Source organism: Streptomyces sp. NPDC023481 (assembly GCF_055560195.1).
Map to the genome: position 1 here is coordinate 114,834 of NZ_JBVHJE010000018.1, position 14,592 is coordinate 129,425.

Sequence of the window (14,592 nt, forward strand, 5' to 3'; positions counted from 1 at the left end):
CAAGCGGCGGTAAAACCCGCGATTCCCTTCACGGGCGCGGGCGCGGAACCGCCCGGCCGTGCACGCGGCACCGGCACAAGCCCGGCAAACCGTCCGGCTTCCCCACCGCGCGGTCATCCCGCGCCGCGCGAGCGGTCAGACGGCCGCCTTCTGTAAATTCCGGATCACGTCGGCCCGGTGGCTCGAACCGGGCCGACGGGAAACGGACAAGGGGCACGGGGCGCCGTACGAGCGCGACGCCCCCGTGCCCCTCACCCTCGTCCGCAGGTCAGCCGAGCACCGCCCGCACGGCCCCCACCACGGCACCGCCGTCACCGGACCCCGCCAGAGCACCGCCGTCGCCGGCGACCGGCTCGGTCAGCGTGCCGACGACCGGGGCCACGAGGCCCTTCGCCTCCCGTACGGCCCCGGCTCCGGACCCGGCTCCGGCCGCGGGTGGCTCCGCCCGCGTGGCCCGGATCTGCACGACCCGCGTCCCGCCCCGCTCCCCCGAGGTCCCCGGCGTCCCGCGCGAGGTGCCGTGGCCCTCCGGCTCGCGCCCGGTCCCGCCCGCCGACGGCTCCGGCCGCCCGGCGCCGGGCCGGCCCTCCTCGGTGAGCGCGTCCGGTGCCGCGTCGGTGCGCGGCCGTCCGCCGGCCGCCGCCGGCTCCAGCTCCCAGCGCTGCCGGGCCGAGCCGTCGCGTTCCGCCACTTCGACCCGGGTGCCGGAACGGCCGGATCCGGTCGCGAGGGCCAGCCCCTGGTGCCAGCGCAGCAGGATCTCACCGCGGACCGTGAAGTCGTACGACACCTCCCCGGCGGCCACGACACAGCGGGCCAGCGCGACGCTCTTCGTACCGGGGTCGGCGGCGAGGCACAGGGTGGGGTCGGCGGCGCTGTGCAGCAGGCCGTCGTCCTGGTACGACCACTGCTGCGCGGGGGCGTCCGTGCACAGCGCGAGGCGGACACCGGCGCCCGCCTCGACGCGCCGGCCACGCACCTCCAGGCAGCGCCCGGAGGCCAGCGCGCGCAGGGTGCCGTGGGCCGAGACGACGGGCCCGCCGACGGAGGCGGTGGCCGGTGAGGGCGCGGGACGGGCGCCGCCGCCGCTCGACCGCGGGGTGCCGGCGGCGGGGGCGCCCCAGGTGGCGGCGGGGTCGGGGACACCGTTGTCATGGGAGCGGTCGCGGATCACGAGGACGGTGGCGAGCAGGGCCAGGGAGGTGAGTCCGACGCCGAGCGCGACGGCCTTGCGGTGGCGGTGCTCCGGTCCGGTGCGGTGCCGGCCGCCGGAGACCGGCGGTGCGCTCGGCGGCGTCTGCGGCGGCGGGGACGGAGTCGGCCACTCGTCGGGGGCGCCCCGGCCGGGCCGGGAGTCGAGGTAGCGGCGGGCGCCCCAGCCGAGCACGGTCTCGGCGAGCAGCAGCGGCAGGGCACCGTCGAAGTGGGCGAGTTGCTCGGCGGCGTACCGGCAGTGGCCGCAGTCCGTCAGATGGCGGCGCACGTCCGGCAGCAGGGTGCCGCCCCGGCGGATGGGCACGTCGATGAGCCGGTTGTAGAAGCGGCATTCCTGGGTGGGCGCGAGTTCGCGGTGGGCGCGTACGCAACCGGCGCGGAATTGCTCACGCGCTTGTTCGAGGGCCGTCGTGGCGTCGGCCGGGTCCATGCCCAGCAGAACGGCCGGTATGTTTATGGGTTCGGCCTCGACCTCGGTGTGCCAGAGAAGGCATTGCGCGGCGCCGGGAAGGGCCCGGAATGCGCGGGCGGCGAGCAGTCTGCTTTCCGGCGGCCCGGGCTTCGTGGCGCGCAGGCCGCGCCCTCCGGTGGTTTTGCGCAATTCCGGCAGGGCGATGCAGGCGACGTCGTCCGCGGCCCAGGCCCGGACGACGTCCCGGACGGCGACGAGCAGATGGGGGCGCAGGGCGCCGCCGGTCACTCCGCTCGGCATGCGGCCGAGCATGTGGTGGAAGGCCGCGGTGGCCACGAGTTGGGCGGTGGGCCCGGCGGCGGCGAGGCAGACCACGGCGTAGTCGCGGGTGGCCCGCCAGTGCCGGGCGAGCAGCAGCGCGACGGCGTGGTGGCGGCCGTCGTCCGGGCCGCTCAGCCGGGCGACGAGAGCGCGGTCGGGCTCCCCGGTCGGGCCGGGCAGCGGGGGGTGGGGCGGACGTGGGGGGTATGGGGACTGCACGGAACCATTTCCTTTCCAGCCGCAGGACCGCGTGCGCAATGAGATCCCGTCGGAAAGCAGTGCCTGATTGGTGCATACCTGAAGGGCCGGCCTCGACGTCGACGTCTGCCTTTGCCCTTCGCGTGGGGGTGGCTCACCTTGGCACACGCTGCTCACAGGAAACAAGAAGTGGGAATGCCCTCGGCGGCAAAGTCGGGGAATTACCCAATGGTTACCGCCGGTATCCCCTTCGGGGGAAGCCGGAAGGTGGTCAACTGCCGCCCCGCAAAAGCCGGATGCCGCCTTCCGGCGGCCCGGTGGGGTGGCGTGAACGCGGTGTGAAAGCGGTGTGGGGCGGCCCCGAAGGACCGCCCCACACCGGACAGGAGGAACGACGACCGTGGTCCCTCGGCTCACTTCCCCTGGTCGGTCGGCCGGAGCGTCCACAGGACGCTCATCTCGCCCGTGACGGCGCCGTCCGCGCGCCGGATCTCGATCGACACGGGGAACTCGGGGCGCTGCCCCGCGTCCAGTTCGGCGACGACCTCGGCGGCCGGGCGGCCGAGCGTGGCGGTGGCGGTGACGTCCCCCATCGCCAGCTTCCGGTAGGCGATCTCGGCCCGCACGGCGAGCGGTACGGCGCGCGAGAGCTGGTCCCCGAAGGCGGCCAGCACGATGGCGCCGCTGGCCGACTCCCCGAGGGTGAACATCGCACCGGCGTGCGGGCCGCCCACGTGGTTGTGGTACTCGCCCTGGTCCGGCAGGGACACCACGGCCTTGTCGGGAGTGGTCTCCAGGAACCGGAGGTTCAGCGTCCGGGCCATGGGCACGGTGGCGGCGAGCATCTCGCCGATCGACATCTGGTCTGCGCTCATACCCGACATGTTACTCACGAGTAGCGAAGGCTGGCCAGTGAGGGGACTAGGGTTACAGGCCATGTGGCCAGATCAGCAGCCGCCAGGGGGCGCGCAGAACCCGCAGCACAACCAGCAGAACAGTCCGCAGAACCCGTATCAGCAGCCGGGCTACCAGCAGCCGAACCCGTACCAGCAGCCCGGGTACCAGCAGTACCCGCAGGCCGGCGCGTACGGGCAGCAGGCGCAACCCGGTCCGTACGGGCAGCAGCAGTGGGGGCAGCCCCCGACGGCGCCCATGCCCGGGCCCCCGCAGGGCGGCGGCGGCCGTACCAAGCTGATCGCGATCATCGCGGCCACGGCCGTCGTGGTGACCGCCGCCGTGACCGGCTACCTGGTGCTGGGCGGCGGCAAGCACGACGAGGCGGACAACGGCAAGGGCGGACAGAGCACGAGCCCGTCGCCGACCGGTTCCGCGCCCGACTCGCCCACCTCGACCGCGACCGACAACCCGCGCTCCGGCGAGGCGGAGAAGCCGACCGTCCCCGGCTGGAAGGTCGTGGTCAACCCCAAGTACGGCACGGCGTTCGACGTGCCGGCCGACTGGGAGGTGGAGCGGCCCGGCACCTTCTCCTTCTTCGAGGACGAGAAGAAGGGCGACGGCTCGGCGTACATCGGCTTCTCCGGCGCCACGTTCCTGCAGCCGGACTACTGCACCTCCGACGCCGGCGGCTACAAGGAGTCGCACGCGCTCGCGGGCAGCGGCACCAAGGGCGAGAACGGCGCCAAGGACACCCCGAGCATCGCCCGCGGCGACTCGGCCACCTTCGCGTTCGGCGGGTACACCGACCAGTCGGACGCCGCCAAGAAGTACCTGCGGATCGGCAAGGCCAAGCCCTTCACGACGGCATCGGGCGTCAAGGGCAGCGTCGCGACGTCGTACGTCACCGGCGTGCCGAAGAAGAAGAAGTGCGACACCGACGGCAAGGCCGTCACCTTCGCCTTCAAGAACTCCACGGGCGACTTCGTCTCCTGGACGCTCTACGGCGCCAAGGGGGTCAAGGACGAACTGTCCGACGCGACCATCGACAAGATCCTCGCCACGGTACGGCTGCACGGCGACCCGACCGTGGACTGACCGCGTCCCGGGGCCGGCCCGGAGGGGTCAGCCGATGCCGAACGCCCCGGCGGGAGGTTCGGGCGAGGGCACCGCGTCCGTGTCCTCGACCGGCCGGGCCGAGCCGATGAACTCCCCTACCGCCGGCCCGTGTTCGACGCGCGCAGGGAAGGCGTCGGCAGCGGCCCGGCGGGCCACCGCGGCGACGTCCAGCGGCCGGTGCGAGGCCACGACCACCGCGTTGCCGAACCGCCGCCCGCGCAGCACCGCCGGCTCGGCGATCAGCGCCGTCTCCTCGAACACGGCGGCCAGGTTGGCCAGTTGGGAGCGGAGGAAGCCGAACGGCGCCGCGTCCGCGAGGTTCGCGACGTAGACCCCGCCGGGCCGCAGCACCCGCTCGGCCTGGCGGACGTAGGGCAGCGTGGTCAGATGGGCCGGCACCCGCGACCCGCCGAACACGTCGGCGACCAGCACGTCGGCGTGGTCGTCCGGCGCCTTCTCCAGCCAGGCCCGGGCGTCGCCCGCGTGCAGGACGACGCCCGAGCCCGCCGGCAGCGGCAGCCACTCGGCGACCAGTTCCAGCAGCCCCCGGTCGGCCTCCACCACGTCCTGCCGGGACCCGGGCCGGGTGGCGGCCACATAGCGGGGCAGCGTCAGCGCGCCCCCGCCGAGGTGCACCACGTCCAGCGGCGCACCCCGCGTGGCGACGGCGTCCAGGACGAAGCCCAGCCGCCGCGCGTACTCGAACTCCAGGTACTCCGGGTCGTCGAGATCGACGTACGACTGCGGCGCCCCGTCGACGGTGAGCAGCCAGGCCCGCTCCCGGTCCACATCGGGCATCAGCTTGGCGGTGCCGTGGTCGGTGGTGCGGGAAACGGGTATCTGCTCGGTCACCCGTTCATTGTGACGTGCGCGGAGACGGCGGGGAGACGGCACGGGGAGCCGCGGGGCCGGGCCGGGCCGGCCCCGCGGCTCCCCACGCGTCCCCGCCTCACTCCACCGTGATCACCGTTCCCGCTCCCACCGTGCGCCCGCCCTCGCGCACGGCGAACCCGAGCCCCGGCTCCAACGGCACCTCCCGCCCCAGCTCGACGGTCATCTCCACCGTCTGACCGGGCCGGGCGACCGCCGCCTCGCCGAGGTCGACCTCCCCGACGACGTCCGCCGTCCGGATGTAGAACTGCGGCCGGTAACCGGTGGAGACCGGCGTGGTACGGCCCCCCTCGCGCCCGGAGAGGACGTACACCCGCGCGGTGAAGCGGCGGCTCGGCACCACGCTCCCCGGCGCCGCGACCACGTGCCCGCGCCGCACGGCGTCCCGGGGCACGCCCCGCAGCAGCAGCGCCACGTTGTCCCCGGCCTGCGCCTCCTCCATCGGCTTGCCGAAGGTCTCCAGGCCGGTCACCACGCTCTGGACGTCCGCGCCGAGCACGTCGACCCGGTCGCCGACCCGGACCACCCCTCTCTCGACGGCACCGGTCACGACGGTCCCCCGCCCGGTGATGGTGAGCACGTTCTCGACGGGCAGCAGGAACGGCGCGTCGAGGTACCGCTCCGGCATCGGCACGTACGTGTCCACCGCGTCGAGCAGCGCCTCCACGGACGCCGTCCAGCGCGGATCGCCCTCCAGGGCCCTCAGCCCGGAGACCCGTACGACGGGTACGGCGTCACCCGGATAACCCTGGGCGGTGAGCAGGTCGCGGACCTCCAGCTCGACCAGGTCGGTCAGCTCCTCGTCCCCGGCGTCCGCCTTGTTCAGCGCGACCACGATGTGGTCGACGCCCACCTGCCGGGCGAGCAGCACGTGTTCGGCTGTCTGCGGCATGATCCCGTCGAGCGCGGAGACGACGAGGACGGCCCCGTCGAGTTGGGCCGCACCCGTGACCATGTTCTTGACGTAGTCGGCGTGACCGGGCATGTCGACGTGGGCGTAGTGCCGGGTGTCGGTCTCGTACTCGACGTGGGCGATGTTGATGGTGATACCGCGGGCGGCCTCCTCCGGGGCCCGGTCGATCCGGTCGAACGGCACGAAGGTGCCGGTGCCGCGCTCGGCGAGGACCTTGGTGATGGCGGCGGTCAGGGTCGTCTTGCCGTGGTCGACGTGACCCATGGTGCCGATGTTCAGGTGCGGCTTGGTGCGCACGTAGGCCGTTTTGGACATGGCTGTACCTCGAAGCCTCTTCAGGGTGATGAAGGACGCGGGACCCCGGGGACCGGCCGACCCTCCCCCTGCGGGGTCCGCCGGAGCAATCCGGAGAGGGTCAGCTTCGGGCGCCGTCGACAGCGGCCACGAGGAGGGGGACGGCAGCCTTCGGCGCATCCGCGACGGCGGATGCTGCGAGGAGGAAGGCGTACCGGAACATGGGGTCGATCATCGCCGACGGCCCGTCCGGCGTCGACTGGTTTTCGGGGCGGGTGAGTTCGGGCTCACGGCGCTCACACCCGATCGTCGGTTAGGGTCGCCGGATGCTCGATGCCAACCGCTCTGGCACCGCCGCGGCCTCTCCCCGGGCCGCCGCCACCCTGCTGTCCCCCTACGCCCGCCTGACACTGCTGCTCGTGCTGCTCGCCGGCGCCGCGGTCTGCGTGCTGCTGTTCGAGCCGCAACGGCTGCTGACGCACGGCCTGCCACCCGGGCTCGGCGGGGCCGCGGCGGCCCTCGTGTTCGGGGCGGCGTACGGGCTGTGCACGGTGGCGTTCGTGCCGCGCCCCCTGCTGAACCTGGCCGCGGGCGCCCTGTTCGGCTCCCAGCTGGGTCTGGCGACGGCGCTCGCGGGCACGGTGCTCGGTGCCGGGGTCGCGTTCGCACTGGGCCGGATGCTCGGGCAGGACGCGCTGCGCCCGCTGCTGCGGGGCCGCTGGCTGAAGGCGGCCGACGGGCAGCTCAGCCGGCACGGTTTCCGGTCCATGCTGGCCCTGCGGCTCTTCCCGGGCGTGCCGTTCTGGGCGGCGAACTACTGCGCGGCCGTCTCCCGCATGGGCTGGCTGCCGTTCCTGCTGGCGACGGGGCTCGGCTCGGTCCCCAACACGGCCGCCTACGCGGTCGCCGGCGCCCGCGCCTCGGCGCCGACCTCCCCCGCCTTCCTGGCCGCGATGGCCTGCATCGCCGTACCGGCGCTGGCGGGCACGGTGGTGGCCTGGCGCAAGCGCCACCAGCTGCGCGGCCGGTGACCGAGATGTGGTCCAGCGTCATCGCCGTGGCCGGCACGCTGCTCGGCGGGGCGTTCACCGCGCTGCTCCAGTCCCGTCGTGAGCGCACCGCCCGCGCCGAGCGGAGGGCGGAGGCGCTGCGGGTGGCACTGGGCGAGCTGGTCGCGGCCCTGGGCGATCACCGGCGGGCCCTGTGGCACCGCGAGGAGCTGCGGCTGAGCGGTGCGAGCGCGGAGGCCGTCGAGGCGGCGCGGGCCGCGTCGCACGCCACCCGGTCCGCCGTGACCGCGCCCCTGGTCGCGGTCTGCATCCTCGAACCCGCCCTGACCGAACCGGCCCGCCGGGCCGCCCTGGCCGCGTTCGGCCTGCGCGACGCCCCCGACCACACCTTTCTGGCCGACCGCCGCGAGGCCGCCATCACCGCGACCGACGACCTGGTGACCGCCGCCGGCCGCGCCATGGCCCGGTAGTCGTCCTCGGCTGTTCTCCTCGTCGGGGGCGTCCGGGGTGCGGTTGCCGCTCGGGGCGCATGCACGACTCCTGTGAGCGGACCGGCCTGATCCGTGAGTGGTGCGCGCTCACGCCGACGCTGCGGGGAGCGCGGCGAGGAACTCGCGTACGTGGCGGAGCCAGGTCGACCGGTCCGCCGGGCTCAGGATGTGAGCGGCGCCGGGCAGTTCGATCAGCTGGGCTCCCGGGATGCCGGCCGCCAGACGGTACGAGCTCTCGGGCAGCACCAGTCGGTCGCCGGTCGGCGCCAGCACCAGGGTGGGGGCGGACACCTTCGCAAGGTCGGCGCGGACGTCCACGCGGGACACCAGGTCGAAGTGGTCCAGCAAGCCCGGCGGCATCGCGGTCAGGGTATGGGCGACCCGTTCGTCGAGGGCGGCCGGTTCGAGATCCGCCAGGTCCGCCAGGTCCGCCGGGGACAGGCAGGACAGGAGGGCGAGCCGTGCCACGTCCTCCCACTGGTCCGCGGCCGCCAGGGATTTGATCAGCTGGGCGGCAAGCGCCAGGACGGGATCGGCGGCAGCGAAGCCGGCGGTGAGGACGAGGGCCCTGACACGGTCGGGGTGCCGTGTGGCGATCCGGACGGCCACGGCGCTGCCGAGGGACTCCCCGAGAACCGCGAACGAGTCCTGGCCGGCCGAGACGGCGGCCGCGACCAGGCGGTCGGTGAGGTCGTCGAGGTCCAGGGGTTCGACGGCCACGGGAGAGCCACCGGCCCCTGGGTAGTGCGGGCCGACGAGGGTGTGGTCCTGGGCGAGGTCGTCGAGCACGAGGCCGAAGTTCGCCTCGATGCCGCCGCCGGCGCCGTGAGCGAGCAGAAGTGCGGGGCCGCGCCCCCGCACGAGGACGTCGAGGTCGGCGGCGGAAAGCGGATGATCGGTGGTCATGACGCCGACGCTAAACTCCGACACCGGTGTCAGAGTCAAGTCACCGTATGGGCAGGAACGCGGCGATGGGGGAGCGGCATGCGCATGAAGGAGATGGTGCGGCGTACCGGAGTCCATGAGCGGCTGCTGCGCTACTACGAACAGCAAGGACTCCTGACGCCCGACAGACTGCCCAGCGGCTACCGCGTCTACAGCGAGTCGGACGTCCAGACGGTGCACCGCATCCGCTGTCTGCTGGCGGCGGGCCTTCCGACCGCGCGGATCGCCGAGGTCCTGCCGTGCGTCCGGACGGATGGCGAGCGCCTCGTACCCACCTGCCCGGACCTGCTCGCCCGACTGCGCCGGGAGCGCGAGCGGATCAACCGCGCCATCGAAGATCTGCAGACGTCGCGCGCGATCCTCGACACCGTCATCACCGCCGGGGCTGACCTGAGGGAACGCTCAACTCTCTCTGATCAGGGCGCGGAGGCCGGAGGAGGGCCTCGCCCTGGCCACGCCACGAGGTGTGCGCGCTGAGCTCCTCGAACACTGCGGACTGGAACTGCTCGACGTGGAGAATCTCCGCGAACACTTCGTACCGACCTGGCCAGCATGGCGGGAGAACCTCGAACGCCGCAGTAGCCGAGGCGGCAGGCCGGCCGCCTTCGGCCACGGCGCCCGCAAGCAGCGCAACACCGTCGAGCGGTGCTTCAACATGCTCAGGCGATGGCGAAGGAAACGGCCCAACCCAAGTGCCGCGCAGTCCGCGGGGACCGCTACGCTTCGTCCGTCACATGATCATCTCGTCTTCGAACAGCGCTTGGACGCCACACCTCCATGTCTTGGTTTGAATCCCTCGTCCTCGGACTCGTCCAGGGGCTGACCGAGTTCCTGCCCGTCTCCTCCAGCGCGCACCTGCGGCTGACCGCGGCGTTCTCGGGCTGGAAGGACCCGGGGGCGGCCTTCACGGCGATCACGCAGATCGGCACGGAGACCGCGGTCCTCATCTACTTCCGCAAGGACATCGGCCGGATCCTCTCGTCCTGGTTCCGCTCGCTGTTCGACAAGGCGCGGCGGCACGACCACGACGCGCAGATGGGCTGGCTGGTGATCGTCGGCTCCATCCCGATCGGGGTGCTGGGCGTGACGCTGAAGGACCAGATCGAGGGGCCGTTCCGCGATCTGCGGGTCACCGCCACCATGCTCATCGTCATCGGCCTGGTCATCGGCGTCGCCGACCGGCTGGCGGCCCGGGACGAGACCGGCGGCCGGCACCGGGCGCCCAAGCAGCGCAAGACGCTGGAGCACCTCGGGGTCAAGGACGGCCTGATCTTCGGCCTCTGCCAGGCCTGCGCCCTCATCCCCGGCGTCTCCCGCTCCGGCGCGACGATCAGCGGCGGCCTGTTCATGGGGTACAAGCGGGAGGCCGCGGCCCGCTACTCGTTCCTGCTCGCCATCCCGGCCGTCCTCGCGTCCGGCGCCTTCGAGGTGAAGGACTCGCTGGACGAGGGCCACGTGGACTGGCCGCCGACCCTGTTCGCGACGGTGATCGCGTTCGCCTCGGGATACGCGGTCATCTCGTGGTTCATGAAATGGATCTCCCAGAGGAGCTTCATGCCGTTCGTCTGGTACCGCGTCGCCCTCGGCATCGCGATCATCGCGCTGGTCGGCGCGGGCGTGCTGAGCCCGCACGCGGCGGAGTCGACGGGCTGAGGGCCGTCCACCCTCACGGTTTCGGACATCTTCCGCGCCCCGGCGGCCCGCCTATGACCTGGGCAACTTCCAGGAACCGCACGGCAGTTCGCCGATACGGACGGACGAGCGGGCGGCACCGGTGACCAACGCCGTACCTTCTGCGTAGCCACGCGGTAGCGCACCGTCAGTGCTTGCCCCTAGGCTGTGCCGCATGTCCCCCGAATCCCCGTCCCCTGGTTCCGTGCGGTCTGCCGCCGAGGTGAACGAGCAGATCCGGGCGCTGTGGCTGCGTGCGGGCGGCACCCTGTCGACCCAGGAACGCGCGGAGTACGAGCTGTTGGTGATCGAGTGGGCCGAGGCGATCCGCGTCCGGATCATCGAGGCGGCCTGACCCCGGCCACCCGCCGGCGCCCCGGCCAAGACCGGCACCGGTCAAGCCCCGTGGCACCGCTAGACCGGCACCGGTCAAGCCCCGTGGCACCGCTCACGCCGCCGGTTCCCGCGCAGCCCCTCACGCCCCCAGGTGCGCGAGCGCCCCGTCGGCCAGCGGATACGGCGGTTCCACCGGCAACAGCGCGCCCGCCCGCTCCCGTTCCCCCGCCCGCACCAGCGCGTGGATCTCGGTGGCCAGCGGGGTGACGTCCTCGATGCCGACGATCCACTCGTCGGCGTACCGCGCCGCCGCCTCCCCGGCGAGGCCGAGCTGCAGGGACCGGTGCGGCAGCGGGTTCAGGTGCAGGTCCCGCTCCGGGTCCCACTGCACACGGGCCGGGCTGCGCGCCAGTTCCCGCTTCCAGGCGGCCCGGTCCGCGTGCAGGGCGGCCACGTAGTGGGACAGGCAGGCGTGGCCGAGGGCCCACTCGAAGCCCTCGCGGCTGATCTCGACGGCGAGGACGGTCTCCTGCCCCTCCTTGGTGCCCCAGCCGCAGCGGTACATCATCCACAGGAAGGACGGCTTGATCCAGGTCATCCGCTCCCGCTTCCAGGCGGACGGGAACCGTCCGGTACGGGCGGCGGGGCGGCCGATCTCCGGGCGGTAGGCCTGGTACACGGTGACCGTGGCCGGCGTGTGCCGGGCGCGGACGCGGAACTCCGGCTCGGGGGTGGTCGTAGGGGGCGTGGTGGTCGTTTCCTCGTGCACGGGGACAGAATCGGCCGCCGCACGCGCCCCGCACCACCGAATATTCACCGCGCACACCACTTGGCTCCGCGCCCGCCGTGCCCAAGACTGTGCCGATGACGCAGCGTGCGGAGTTCGCGACCGTGAGAGACCGACTGGCCGTGGACGACCTGGTGACCGCGTACGCGGTGGCGGTGGACGACGGCGACTGGAGGGCTTACCGGGACCTGTTCACGGCGGACGGACGCGCCGACTACCGCTCGGCGGGCGGCATCGAGGGCGGCGCGGACCGGGTCGCCGCCTGGCTCGCCGAGAGCCTGGCCCTCTTCGCCATGCGCCAGCACCTGATCGTCAACCGGCAGGTGCGCTTCGGCGCCCTCGACCACGACACCGGCGACACCGCCCGGGTCCGCGCCGACTACGTCAACCCGCTGCGCCTCGCCGACGCGAACGGCTCCGCCGCACCGGACCTGGTGTGCGGCGGCCGGTACGACTTCGGGCTGCTGCGCACACCGGACGGCTGGCGGCTGAGCGAGGTCGTCGTCCACGAGAAGTGGCGCAGGGGCGGTGGCCCCCGGGAGCGCGAGGCGTAGGCGCGACCAGCCGCTTCGCCCCCGCGTGGCCGCCGGACGACCGGCCCCGCCCGGTCCGGAACGCGCGCGGCCGTCCCCTCACCACGCACACTGGAGCCATCGGTGGGTAGGGGAGGTCCTTATGAGGATGATCAACCGCTGGCTGGCCTCCCCGTGGCGCCGCTCGGCCGCCGCCGCTCTCGCCGGGGCCCTTCCCGTGCTCGCGTTCCCGGCCCCGTCGCTGTGGTGGTTCGCGTACGTCGCCCTGGTGCCATGGATCCTGCTGGCCCGCTCCGCGCCGACCGCGCGGCGGGCCGGGTACGACGGCTGGTGGGGCGGCATCGGCTTCCTGATCGCCGTACACCACTGGCTGCTGCCGAGCCTGCACGTGTTCATCTTCGCGATCGCCGCCCTGCTCGGCCTGCTCTGGATCCCGTGGGGCCGGCTGGTGCGCCGGTTCCTGGGCGGGGCACCGACACCGGGCCGGGCCGCCGCCGCGCTGCTGGTGCTGCCGTCGGCCTGGCTGGCGGTGGAACTGGTCCGGTCCTGGCAGGGCCTCGGCGGGCCGTGGGGCATGCTGGGCGCCAGCCAGTGGCAGGTGGGCCCGGCGCTGCGGCTGGCCTCGGTCGGCGGGGTGTGGCTGCTCAGTTTCCTGGTGGTGGCCGTCAACGTGGCGGTGGCCATGCTGCTCACCGTGCGCGGGACGCGGGTGCCGGCCGTGGCCGTGGCCTCGCTGGTCGCCACGGCCGCCGCGACCTCGGCCGCCTGGGTGTGGGCGCCGCGCCCCGGCGTCGACGGACGGGTGCGGATCGCCGTGGTGCAGCCGGGCATCGTGGCCGGGCAGGAAAGCGGCGACAGGCGGTTCGCCCGGGAGGAGCAGCTGACCCGGCGGCTCGCCGGGCAGGGCGCCGACCTGGTGGTGTGGGGCGAGTCCAGCGTCGGCTACGACCTGGACGACCGCCCCGACCTGGCCCGGCGGCTGGCCGCCCTGTCCCGCGACACCGGCGCCGACCTGCTGGTGAACGTGGACGCCCGACGCTCCGACCGGCCCGGCATCTACAAGAGTTCGGTGCTGGTCGGCCCGCACGGCCTGACCGGTGACCGGTACGACAAGATGCGGCTGGTCCCCTTCGGCGAGTACATACCGGCCCGCTCGCTGCTCGGCTGGGCCACCTCGGTGGGCCGGGCCGCGGGCGAGGACCGGCAGCGCGGCACCGCACAGACCGTGATGAACGTGGGCCACGGGCTGCGGGTCGGCCCGCTGGTCTGCTTCGAGACCGCGTTCCCGGACATGAGCCGGCACCTGGCCGCGGACGGCGCGGACGTCCTCCTCGGCCAGTCGTCCACCTCGTCCTTCCAGCACAGTTGGGCGCCCGAGCAGCACGCCTCGCTGGCCGCGCTGCGCGCCGCCGAGACCGGCCGCCCGATGGTGCACGCCACGCTCACGGGCGTCTCGGCGGTCTACGGCCCGGACGGGCAGCGCCTCGGCCCGTGGCTCGGCACCGGGGCGAGCACCGCGCGCGTGTACGACGTACCGCTCGCGCACGGCGTTACGCCGTACGTCCGCTACGGGGACTGGCCGGTGCAGGGCGCGCTGCTGGTGCTGGCGGCGCTGGCCGTGACGGAGGGGGTGCGGGCGCTCAGGCTGCGCCGCAGCGGTCCTGAACCGCTCGCACCACCCGTTCGCAGAGTTCGTGAGTCGCCAGCGCGTCCCGGGCGCTGAGCACCTGACCGGCCCGTACGGCGTCCAGGAACGCGAGGGCCGCCTGCTCGATGCCGCGCTGCCGGGCCACCGGCACCCAGTCGCCGCGCCGGCGCACGGTCGGCTGCCCCTTGTGGTCGATCACCTCGGCGAGGTTGACCACCTGGCGCTTGGTGTCCTGCCCGGACACCTCCAGGATCTCCTCGGTGGAGCCGCTGAGCCGGTTCATCAGCCCGATGGCGGTGAAGCCGTCGCCGCCGAGCTGGAGCACGACGTGGTGGAGCAGACCGTCCTCGACGCGGGCGCGCACCGTCACGTCGTCCACCGGGCCGGGCGCCAGGAAGCGCAGGGTGTCGACGACGTGGATGAAGTCATCCAGGATCATCGAGCGGGCCTCCTCGGGCAGCCCGATCCGGTTCTTCTGCATCAGGATCAGCTCGCGCGGGTGGTCCCGGCACTGGGTGTAGCCGGGGGCGTAGCGGCGGTTGAAGCCGACGAACAACGAGACCCCCCGGCGCTCGGCCAGGGCGACCAGCCGCTCGGAGTCGGCGAGCCGGTGGGCGAGCGGCTTGTCCACGTAGGTCGGCACGCCGGCCTCCAGCAGCCGGGTGACGATCTCGGGGTGGACGGCGGTGGGCGCGTGCACGAAGGCGGCGTCCAGGCCGGCGGCGAGCAGCGAGTCCAGGGTGGTGTGCCGCTGCTCGCGGGGCAGGTGCAGTATGTCCCCGACCCGGTCCAGGGTGGCGGGGGTGCGGGTCTGCAGGTGCAGGTCGACTCCCGGCTGGGTGCCGAGCACCGGCAGGTACGCCTTCTGCGCGATGTCCCCGAGTCCGATGCAGCCGACCTTCACGTGCTCTCCC

Annotated in this window: 15 protein-coding genes; 8 read left to right on the forward strand and 7 right to left on the reverse strand. The window is 73.5% G+C overall.

The window, feature by feature from the left end; genetic code table 11:
- Positions 1-268: 268 nt before the first annotated feature.
- Both ACZ3ZD_RS30150 and ACZ3ZD_RS30155 read right to left on the reverse strand, forming a co-directional pair.
- Complete coding sequence (locus ACZ3ZD_RS30150; protein WP_467404064.1) at positions 269-2,167, reverse strand: RICIN domain-containing protein; 1,899 nt, start codon at positions 2,165-2,167, stop codon at positions 269-271.
- Positions 2,168-2,559: 392 nt separating this feature from the next.
- Entirely contained in the window at positions 2,560-3,006 is a 447-nt protein-coding gene (locus ACZ3ZD_RS30155) for a DUF4442 domain-containing protein (RefSeq protein WP_467404279.1), read from the reverse strand.
- Positions 3,007-3,082: 76 nt separating this feature from the next.
- Between ACZ3ZD_RS30155 and ACZ3ZD_RS30160 the strand changes: the two genes are divergently transcribed.
- Positions 3,083-4,138 (forward strand): DUF8017 domain-containing protein, encoded by a 1,056-nt coding sequence (locus tag ACZ3ZD_RS30160; protein ID WP_467404067.1) that lies wholly within the window; start codon positions 3,083-3,085, stop codon positions 4,136-4,138.
- A gap of 27 nt (positions 4,139-4,165) precedes the next feature.
- Here the strand turns inward: ACZ3ZD_RS30160 and ACZ3ZD_RS30165 are convergent, their stop codons facing one another.
- Together ACZ3ZD_RS30165 and tuf are read right to left on the reverse strand one after the other, a co-directional pair.
- Entirely contained in the window at positions 4,166-5,011 is an 846-nt protein-coding gene (locus tag ACZ3ZD_RS30165) for a spermidine synthase (protein ID WP_467404070.1), read from the reverse strand.
- A gap of 97 nt (positions 5,012-5,108) precedes the next feature.
- Positions 5,109-6,278 (reverse strand): elongation factor Tu, encoded by a 1,170-nt coding sequence (gene tuf / locus ACZ3ZD_RS30170; RefSeq protein ID WP_467404072.1) that lies wholly within the window; start codon positions 6,276-6,278, stop codon positions 5,109-5,111.
- A gap of 305 nt (positions 6,279-6,583) precedes the next feature.
- On the opposite strand from tuf, the gene ACZ3ZD_RS30175 reads away from it, so the two are divergent.
- Together ACZ3ZD_RS30175 and ACZ3ZD_RS30180 are read left to right on the forward strand one after the other, a co-directional pair.
- On the forward strand, positions 6,584-7,288 hold the full coding sequence (locus ACZ3ZD_RS30175) for a TVP38/TMEM64 family protein (RefSeq protein ID WP_467404075.1): 705 nt from the start codon (positions 6,584-6,586) through the stop codon (positions 7,286-7,288).
- A 5-nt stretch (positions 7,289-7,293) separates the two neighbouring features.
- On the forward strand, positions 7,294-7,737 hold the full coding sequence (locus ACZ3ZD_RS30180; RefSeq protein WP_467404283.1) for a protein kilB: 444 nt from the start codon (positions 7,294-7,296) through the stop codon (positions 7,735-7,737).
- Positions 7,738-7,845: 108 nt separating this feature from the next.
- On the opposite strand, the gene ACZ3ZD_RS30185 is transcribed toward ACZ3ZD_RS30180, so the two are convergent.
- Positions 7,846-8,664: an alpha/beta fold hydrolase gene (locus ACZ3ZD_RS30185; protein ID WP_467404079.1), complete on the reverse strand. Its 819-nt coding sequence runs from the start codon at positions 8,662-8,664 to the stop codon at positions 7,846-7,848.
- Positions 8,665-8,742: 78 nt separating this feature from the next.
- Here ACZ3ZD_RS30185 and ACZ3ZD_RS30190 point away from each other — a divergent pair, with 78 nt between their 5' ends.
- From ACZ3ZD_RS30190 to ACZ3ZD_RS30200, 3 genes are all read left to right on the forward strand, one after another.
- Complete coding sequence (locus ACZ3ZD_RS30190; RefSeq protein WP_467404082.1) at positions 8,743-9,180, forward strand: MerR family transcriptional regulator; 438 nt, start codon at positions 8,743-8,745, stop codon at positions 9,178-9,180.
- A 300-nt stretch (positions 9,181-9,480) separates the two neighbouring features.
- The gene (locus ACZ3ZD_RS30195; protein WP_467404087.1) at positions 9,481-10,356 is read left to right on the forward strand and encodes an undecaprenyl-diphosphate phosphatase; all 876 of its coding nucleotides are present in this window, start codon (positions 9,481-9,483) and stop codon (positions 10,354-10,356) included.
- Between the two features lie 193 nt (positions 10,357-10,549).
- The gene (locus ACZ3ZD_RS30200; RefSeq protein ID WP_467404091.1) at positions 10,550-10,729 is read left to right on the forward strand and encodes a hypothetical protein; all 180 of its coding nucleotides are present in this window, start codon (positions 10,550-10,552) and stop codon (positions 10,727-10,729) included.
- Positions 10,730-10,849: 120 nt separating this feature from the next.
- Here the strand turns inward: ACZ3ZD_RS30200 and ACZ3ZD_RS30205 are convergent, their stop codons facing one another.
- Positions 10,850-11,479, reverse strand: a complete 630-nt coding sequence (locus ACZ3ZD_RS30205; protein WP_467404094.1) for a DUF4291 domain-containing protein — start codon at positions 11,477-11,479, stop codon at positions 10,850-10,852.
- A 95-nt stretch (positions 11,480-11,574) separates the two neighbouring features.
- Between ACZ3ZD_RS30205 and ACZ3ZD_RS30210 the strand changes: the two genes are divergently transcribed.
- Positions 11,575-12,051 carry a nuclear transport factor 2 family protein gene (locus tag ACZ3ZD_RS30210; protein ID WP_467404097.1) on the forward strand — a complete coding sequence of 159 codons (477 nt, stop codon included), beginning with the start codon at positions 11,575-11,577 and terminating at the stop codon, positions 12,049-12,051.
- Positions 12,052-12,172: 121 nt separating this feature from the next.
- Positions 12,173-13,753: an apolipoprotein N-acyltransferase gene (gene lnt, locus ACZ3ZD_RS30215; RefSeq protein WP_467404101.1), complete on the forward strand. Its 1,581-nt coding sequence runs from the start codon at positions 12,173-12,175 to the stop codon at positions 13,751-13,753.
- Here lnt and ACZ3ZD_RS30220 read toward each other — a convergent pair.
- Positions 13,671-14,582, reverse strand: coding sequence for a Gfo/Idh/MocA family protein (locus ACZ3ZD_RS30220; protein ID WP_467404103.1), 912 nt, complete (start codon positions 14,580-14,582; stop codon positions 13,671-13,673). The two genes, lnt and ACZ3ZD_RS30220, sit on opposite strands and share 83 nt — an antisense overlap.
- Positions 14,583-14,592: the final 10 nt, after the last annotated feature.

Excerpts from the sequence above, each read along its gene's own strand:
- ACZ3ZD_RS30175 (WP_467404075.1), top strand. The coding sequence starts at position 6,584 with ATGCTCGATGCCAACCGCTCTGGCACCGCCGCGGCCTCTCCCCGGGCC.
- ACZ3ZD_RS30155 (WP_467404279.1), bottom strand. The coding sequence starts at position 3,006 with ATGTCGATCGGCGAGATGCTCGCCGCCACCGTGCCCATGGCCCGGACG.
- ACZ3ZD_RS30180 (WP_467404283.1), top strand. The coding sequence starts at position 7,294 with ATGTGGTCCAGCGTCATCGCCGTGGCCGGCACGCTGCTCGGCGGGGCG.
- lnt (WP_467404101.1), top strand. The coding sequence starts at position 12,173 with ATGAGGATGATCAACCGCTGGCTGGCCTCCCCGTGGCGCCGCTCGGCC.
- ACZ3ZD_RS30190 (WP_467404082.1), top strand. The coding sequence starts at position 8,743 with ATGCGCATGAAGGAGATGGTGCGGCGTACCGGAGTCCATGAGCGGCTG.
- ACZ3ZD_RS30160 (WP_467404067.1), top strand. The coding sequence starts at position 3,083 with ATGTGGCCAGATCAGCAGCCGCCAGGGGGCGCGCAGAACCCGCAGCAC.
- ACZ3ZD_RS30210 (WP_467404097.1), top strand. The coding sequence starts at position 11,575 with ATGACGCAGCGTGCGGAGTTCGCGACCGTGAGAGACCGACTGGCCGTG.
- tuf (WP_467404072.1), bottom strand. The coding sequence starts at position 6,278 with ATGTCCAAAACGGCCTACGTGCGCACCAAGCCGCACCTGAACATCGGC.
- ACZ3ZD_RS30185 (WP_467404079.1), bottom strand. The coding sequence starts at position 8,664 with ATGACCACCGATCATCCGCTTTCCGCCGCCGACCTCGACGTCCTCGTG.
- ACZ3ZD_RS30195 (WP_467404087.1), top strand. The coding sequence starts at position 9,481 with ATGTCTTGGTTTGAATCCCTCGTCCTCGGACTCGTCCAGGGGCTGACC.
- ACZ3ZD_RS30200 (WP_467404091.1), top strand. The coding sequence starts at position 10,550 with ATGTCCCCCGAATCCCCGTCCCCTGGTTCCGTGCGGTCTGCCGCCGAG.